General features: G+C 51.2%; 2 protein-coding genes. Both read right to left on the bottom strand.

What is annotated here, in order from left to right:
• A partial coding sequence (locus JX312_RS13080) for an EamA family transporter (protein ID WP_204458361.1) occupies positions 1-355 on the bottom strand: 355 nt, incomplete at its 3' end.
• Positions 356-387: 32 nt separating this feature from the next.
• Complete coding sequence (locus JX312_RS13075; RefSeq protein ID WP_123403574.1) at positions 388-1,761, bottom strand: aminopeptidase P family protein; 1,374 nt, start codon at positions 1,759-1,761, stop codon at positions 388-390.
• Positions 1,762-1,801 lie beyond the last annotated feature (40 nt).

Below are 1,801 nucleotides of genomic sequence, written 5' to 3'. Positions count from 1 at the left end.
TCACGACAGCCAGAAGAATCACCAGAAATATCGGCCAGCAATAATTTACCGGTTGGGCAACTTGTGCAGGCAGTTGTTCGTAGGCGGAAAAGAGCACAAGGTAATAGAATGTCGGATTGAGCAATCCCAGCAGTGCAAGAGCGCCGAGGTCTTTTATGTGCATGTGTCTGACCTGACTCCATTTTCTTTGCAAAGTAATGGCAATCGCGAATATGACGGTGGCGGTGATAGCCGCCACTGTCAGCATTTCATAGTGGGTATAATATGAGAGAGCTGTCTTGAAAGCTGCTGCTACTGTGGACCAGCTGAGCACCGCCGCCGAAGCGGCAGTTATCGCCTTTTGGTTATCTGTCATATCTTTTCTTGTCGGTTAACGTGTTGTGTCGGTCAGCGCATCGCCTCGACTTCTTCTGTTGTCAGTGGAATTTTCTTTCCGAGACGGCGGGCACCGTCGGCGGTTATCAGATAATCCTCTTCATTGCGGATGCCGCCGAAGTCTCTCCATTTATTGAGTTCGGCGTAGTTGATGAAATCTTCGAAGCGTTTTTCCGCTCCCCAGTAATCTATGAGTTCGGGAATAAAATACACACCGGGTTCGATTGTCAGCACGAACCCTTCCTCAAGCGGACGGGCAAGACGAAGGGACTTGCGCCCGAACTGTGTGCTTTTGGGGTTGCCGCCATAGCCTACCCACACTTCGCCGAGGTTTTCCATGTCATGCACATCGAGACCCATCATGTGACCGAGTCCGCAAGGGAAGAACATGGCGTGCGCTCCCGCTTTTACAGCCTCATGCGGATCACCTTTCATGATGCCGAGACCACGGAGCCCGTCGCAGATGACTTCAGCGGCGTGTTCGTAAATCTCCACAAAGGGTTTGCCGGGGCGAAGGTCTGCCACTGCAGCCAGATGCGATGCCACCTGAATGTCGTAGATAAGTTTCTGGCGTTCCGTGAATCTGCGTCCGGCGCAGATTGTGGAAGACATGTCGCCGGCATATCCTTCCGGAGTCTCGGCGCCTGCGTCAACCAGCAGCATGTCACCTTCTTTGATAATGTTGCCGTGATAATGGTTGTGAAGGGTTTCTCCATGAACTGTTGCGATAGTGGGGAATGAGAGGGCACAGCCGTTTGCCTGAGCCACTGCCTCCAACGCCGCCGAAACTTCATACTCATGCATTCCGACACGCACAGCACGTGTTGCCTCGATATGCATGTCGGCTGTGACACGGCAGGCTTTTTCTATTTCTTCAATCTCTTCCGGCTGTTTGTGGTTGCGTAGGTCTACCACAGCCTTGATAAGGTCAACAGACGGTTTCTCGTAACCGGGTCGGATGCCAAGCAGTTCGAGGAGTCTGAGTCTGTGGGTGTCACGATAGGGTGGCAGGTAGTGTATTTTCTGTCCGGAAGCTACTGCCTTGTCAAGATACTTTTTAAGATCTGCCGAGGGGCGGGTGTCGGAGATTCCGGCAAGAGCGGCTTTCTCATGTATGGTGGGCTGGTTTCCCATCCATACGATATGGTCGATTGTAAGCTCGTCGCCGAATATGATTTCGCGACCGTTGTCTATGTCTATGATGGCATTGAGTCCGGCGTACGGCTGCCCGAAGAAATAGAGGAACGTGGAATCCTGACGGAAAGGATAGGTGTTGTCTTCATAGTTGACACCGCATTCGTCATTGCCGAAAAGCAGAACAAGTCCGGATCCTGTAGCGTTGCGGAGAGCTTCTCTTCGCCTGATATAAATTTCTTTATCGAACATAATATTTTTTTATTGAAAAAAAGAAACCGATTTGAGGCTA

This window comes from Barnesiella sp. CU968 (assembly GCF_905219685.1).
Lineage (GTDB): Bacteria > Bacteroidota > Bacteroidia > Bacteroidales > Muribaculaceae > Lepagella > Lepagella muris_A.
This window is presented reverse-complemented; position numbering and strand designations above follow the sequence as displayed.

Coding starts and splice junctions, on each gene's coding strand:
- JX312_RS13075 (WP_123403574.1), bottom strand. CDS start 1,761: ATGTTCGATAAAGAAATTTATATCAGGCGAAGAGAAGCTCTCCGCAAC.